This is a genomic window from Lysinibacillus sp. GbtcB16 (assembly GCF_019091145.1).
In the GTDB taxonomy this organism is placed as follows: Bacteria; Bacillota; Bacilli; order Bacillales_A; family Planococcaceae; genus Lysinibacillus; species Lysinibacillus fusiformis.
Genome location: NZ_JAGXJV010000032.1, coordinates 1 through 4,205, shown reverse-complemented (window position 1 = coordinate 4,205; position 4,205 = coordinate 1). Strand labels below are relative to the sequence as shown.

Annotated in this window: 3 protein-coding genes and 1 riboswitch; all 3 genes read right to left on the bottom strand. The window is 34.2% G+C overall.

Annotated elements, in window-relative coordinates; translation table 11 throughout:
• Positions 1-532 precede the first annotated feature (532 nt).
• Entirely contained in the window at positions 533-1,834 is a 1,302-nt protein-coding gene (locus KVT27_RS22895; RefSeq protein WP_036145714.1) for an NCS2 family permease, read from the bottom strand.
• A 131-nt stretch (positions 1,835-1,965) separates the two neighbouring features.
• A riboswitch (purine riboswitch) is annotated at positions 1,966-2,067 on the bottom strand.
• Between the two features lie 232 nt (positions 2,068-2,299).
• A complete protein-coding gene (locus tag KVT27_RS22890; protein ID WP_036145716.1) occupies positions 2,300-2,968 on the bottom strand; it encodes an MOSC domain-containing protein in 669 nt (222 codons plus the stop codon).
• A gap of 291 nt (positions 2,969-3,259) precedes the next feature.
• Positions 3,260-4,205 (bottom strand): MarR family winged helix-turn-helix transcriptional regulator (locus KVT27_RS22885; RefSeq protein ID WP_217582003.1); only part of this gene is annotated, 946 nt, incomplete at its 5' end.

Below are 4,205 nucleotides of genomic sequence, written 5' to 3'. Positions count from 1 at the left end.
CAGGATCAAACTCTCCATAAAAGAAATTTGATTAGCTCAAATTGTTTTGCTGGCATCAATTTTGATGTCCAAAATTTGTTTCGTTCACTAGCTAAGCTAGCTACTAAAAAATTATTGATTACGTTTTGCTTGTTCAGTTTTCAAGGTTCATTTGCTAGTTACTTTCAAGTAACTTTTTATAATTTAACATATTGTTAACTCGTTGTCAACTGTCTACGTTAATATCTTTTAAGTTGTTCGTTTGTTTCGTAACAACGTGTTTAAATATATCATCATAGAATAAAGTTTGCAAGTGTTTCATTAAAGTAAAACTATTCTTATTATTACAAAGTGAGTTTCTTCTATATAATGGTGAAAATAACTTTATATAATTCGTTATAGTTATGCTTTATTATTTGTAGTAAAAAAGAGACGAATAGAATAACAAGAAAAGTATTTAATTATTTACTATTCATAACCCAATAATAAAAAATCACCTCCATCGTTAGAACTTATCCTTAACAATGGAGGTGATTTTCAACATGTATTTAATTTATCGTACCCAAATGAAATACGCTAGGAAGACAAAGAATAAACCATACATCATAGGGTGAATTTCTTTTTTACGTCCCGCTAATAACATTGTGATCGGATAGAACACGAAGCCAATTGCAATACCAGTAGCAATGGAATAACCAAGAGGCATCATTAATACGGTAAAGAATGCTGGTACTGCAATCTCAAATTTATCCCAATCAATTAAACGTAATGATGATACCATCAGTACTCCTACAATAACTAGAGCAGGTGCTGTTACTGCTGGTGTTACTACTGCTAATAACGGAGAGAAGAATAATGCTACTAAGAAAAGTACTGCTGTTACTACTGCTGAGAACCCAGAGCGAGCTCCAGCTGCTACCCCTGAAGTTGATTCTACATAGGCAGTAGTCGTAGATGTACCAAATAAAGAACCAATTGTTGTTGCAAGTGCATCTGCCATTAATGCGCGACCTGCACGTGGTAATTTATTATCTTTTACTAAGCCAGCCTGTGTTGCCACAGCCATTAAAGTACCTGCTGTATCGAAGAAATCTACAAACAAGAACGTTAATACAACTACTAAAAACTTCACGTTAAATAGTGATTCAATATCTCCAAGTGGCTGTAGTGCCACCATGAATGTAGAATCCACACTTGGAATAGCAGAAACAATTGCCGTTGGAGGTTCAATAATACCTGTCACCATACCAATAATCGCCGTAATAACCATCCCTAAGAAAATACCGACACTGCGTAATTTAATAATTAAAATAACAGATAAAACAATTCCGAATACCGCTAGTAATGTAGCGCCCGTGAAAGTTCCTAAAGTTACTAATGTAGCTGGACTATCTACAATAATCCCTGCTCCTTGTAAACCTACGAAAGTAATAAACAATCCAATACCTGCCGAAACAGCATATTTAAGTTGTACTGGTATAGCATTAATAACGGTTTCACGAATACCTGTTAGAGATAAAACGATAAAGATAATCCCAGAGAAGAATACGCCAGTTAAACCTGTTTGCCATGGAATACCGTAAGCCCCAACTACTGTAAAGGCGAAGAATGCGTTTAATCCCATACCAGGAGCTAGTGATATTGGGAATTTAGCGAAAATACCCATTATTAAAGAACCAACTGCTGCAGCTAATGCTGTTGCTACGAAAACAGCACCTTTATCCATCCCTGCATTTTCTAGTATACCTGGGTTAACAGCTAGAATATATGCCATCGCAAGGAAAGTTGTAATACCACCTATTATTTCTCGGCGGTAATTAGTTCCTAATTCATCAAACATGAAATATTTTTTCATTATAAAAAAATCCTCCGTATGGTCGTCCTCAATATCGAAAACAAAAAAGACACGCTGACTAATCTACTAGTCGCATGTCTACGATATATTTCATCCACATTAATGTGTGAAATAAATTAGGGTTTATACATACGTATATAAACCTCAATCGTAGTCAAGTTATTTACGGTAACTTGGTAGAAACTCACGGGCCCTATTCCCGACATTATACGACGACTTATTTAATTTACATTCGTAATATATCATTTCACTTTTTAGATTTCAACCCTATTTCCGAACAATTTTATAAAATAAAATACGAAAGTTCGTGTAAATTTCTTATTTAATGTTCATATTTTAATAAACGTCTACTAAAAAGTCTAAGTACTGAACAATTCATCGAACGCAATAATATAAAAATCCCTCAGAACTCACTCGAATTCTAAAGGATTTTAAGACATATTTCGATTCCCTTGCCGACAATTTTTAATTCATCACTTTACTTTGCAAGACCTGAATTCTTTTTTCTAACTTCTGTTTCCAATCTTCCGCCAATGCATCAACTGCTCGGATATGTTTCATCGCATCTGCATCTTTGTTTTTAAAATATACTTCATTGCAATACAAAACAGAAACTCGGGCAGGATGCTTTTCTACTAATTCAATATTCGAGTTCGCATAGATTGTCCCCTCTTCTAGTACGCGCGCAAGGAAGCCAGTATAACCAGTTTCAATCATGCGTTTGAGCAATGTGTTTGATTCAGTATATTTGTCGATCGTACTACAAGGAACACGCCCTTGAGTAATTTGAATGACAGCATCTCCTATTTTATAAATATCACCGATACAAATATCCTCTTCTAGCATATTTGTAACCGTTAAATTTTCACCGAAAGCAGCAGTTGGCAATGGATTACCAAGTTCTTGTTCCCATTGTATGTAATGTTCCGCAGGATATAAACAAACTGCACGATCAGGTCCGCCATGATGTTTTTTATCAGCAACATCATCTCCGTGGAAGCCATGAGCTGACAAATAAACTTCTTGCATTTTTTGCTTTTCAATACCTGTCATCATCGAACGCCCTTTACTATCAATCAATTCTTTTGGCATCCCAACTGCTAATGTATGAATTATTGGTTTATTTTTCTCCATTTAATTCCCCCCAAATCTGAATAGTATCATTTCTTTTGCATTCATTTAGTTTACTACACACAACACTTTACCAGCAATTTTTCCATATTGAGATACTTTATTTCTCCATAAATTCAGAAAGAATTAATTTAAAAAAGCCCTAAAAACCTCTCAGGGTTTTTAGGGCTTTTGCTACTATTCCCACTCAATAGTAGATGATACTCCCAATCCCCTTATTTTACAGCATTTCTTTGAGCACAATACTATTTTGGTGGTGTGGTCGGTGGGAAATACAATCCCCTTATCCACTTTTTAATTATCAAAGTATAGGTTTTTTGCTCGTGTGGTAATCTCGTTTACTGGTTTATCATGCTGATCCCTTGTTTTTTCAATCAATCCTAAATCCTTAAGTTTACTCGTTCTTCTACCAACCATTTGATGGGTACTGTCAATTAAGTGAGATATTTCTCCAGCCCTCATTTTTCTTTGCTCAGTATATAATGTTGATAATATTTCTACTTCAATAGGATCCAACATGATATCTTTATTTAATTCAGTGAACTCTTCTTTAAAATTATCTGCAATATATACAACAGAGCATTCTCCAGTTGAACATTCTGGACATCTCCAATGGAACATTTCAAAACTATCCCTTTTTTCTAATGGATAACAGGTTCCGCAATTATTACATTCAATGGTTTGATTACTTGAAAGATAGTGATGAACAACCCTAGTGTAGTCAAAACAACGTTGGACGAAATAATTTCGATATTCTCTTCCTAAAGGATAGCCCCAATTCATTCTCTCACTTTCAACTAAACCTAAAAATAGAGAATATACTATCACCTGCTGACCATTCTTATCCCTTGTATTTTTATATTTTGATAAAAAGAAATTTGATTCCAGGGAAGCAAAAAAATCATTGAATGTAGGTGTAACAATGAAATGACTTGTAGGCGGATTCGAAATATCAGAGAAATAATTCCCTCCAACCTCCCCACTTATTATCTTCTTACGAGTATCCCTTGCTTCTTTTATTAGTGTATCTAGAAGAGCTTTTTGATTAAAACGATCTAGCTTATTTTCAAAGGGTTCAAGCGCAAATGGGTTTAACCTATCAAAATATAAGCTTACAGTATGCTCAAAATATTTCTTCGACGCTAATTTTATTGATTGTAAATTAATTTTAATTCCTTTAGAAACCCTATCCAAATAACATGCATGTAATAAATGTCCAATTATTCTCGGAACATTAAAT

Coding starts and splice junctions, on each gene's coding strand:
- KVT27_RS22895 (WP_036145714.1), bottom strand. CDS start 1,834: ATGAAAAAATATTTCATGTTTGATGAATTAGGAACTAATTACCGCCGA.
- KVT27_RS22890 (WP_036145716.1), bottom strand. CDS start 2,968: ATGGAGAAAAATAAACCAATAATTCATACATTAGCAGTTGGGATGCCA.